This window comes from Aphanothece microscopica RSMan92 (genome assembly GCF_046613545.2).
Lineage (GTDB): Bacteria > Cyanobacteriota > Cyanobacteriia > PCC-6307 > Cyanobiaceae > NIES-981.
This window is the reverse complement of record NZ_JBKKKY020000314.1, coordinates 1-658: the sequence shown is the minus strand read 5'-3', so window position 1 is coordinate 658 and position 658 is coordinate 1. Positions and strand designations below refer to the sequence as shown.

The window sequence follows — 658 nt, the reverse complement described above, 5'->3', positions numbered from 1 at the left end:
ATCACGGCAGGTGGCCTTAGTCCCAAAACACCTTCCGTTTGGGTGTGAACGTGATTCCAGGAATGCGTCGTCTCCATAAGCAGGCGTGCGTTCCGCGCCAACGTCATTCGCAGTTCGGGATTCTTCAGAAGGATCACAGCATACTCTGCTATCTGCGCTGGAGATGTCCCTATCATGGCGTGAACACCGTGAATTGCTTCTATACCTTGCAAGCCTGACTTAGTAGTGACAACGGGACATCCCGTTGCCATTGCCTCGAGCACCTTGTTTTGGATTCCCGAGCCCCCTTCATGTGGGTGAAGAAAGATTGCTGCATTATGAAGATACGGCACAATGTCCGGCACATCGGCCACAACCGAAGCTCTCCCTTTCGCTGCAGCAAGCAACGCTTTCCGCGGCTTTGCTCCAACAAACGACAACACCACGTCGGGCAATTGTTGGCGAATAAGTGGAAGGATGTTGTTGAGAATACCGGTTGCCATCAAGTGATTGGCCTGAACATCCAACTTGCCCGTGAAAATGATGCCTCGACGGTGGCTGCATCGCTCGTCAAACGAAAACCGATCCAAATCAACGCCATTCGTCAGTAATGCATACATACCACGCGGTTGCTGCGAACGCATGGCTTCGATATCCTCTTTCGTAACGAAGGTCATCG

The 658-nt window shown here is 52.0% G+C and carries 1 protein-coding gene; it reads right to left on the bottom strand.

Annotation, left to right across the window (positions count from 1 at the left end):
- A partial coding sequence (locus ACLD7X_RS17715) for a glycosyltransferase (protein WP_411425007.1) occupies positions 1 to 658 on the bottom strand: 658 nt, incomplete at both ends.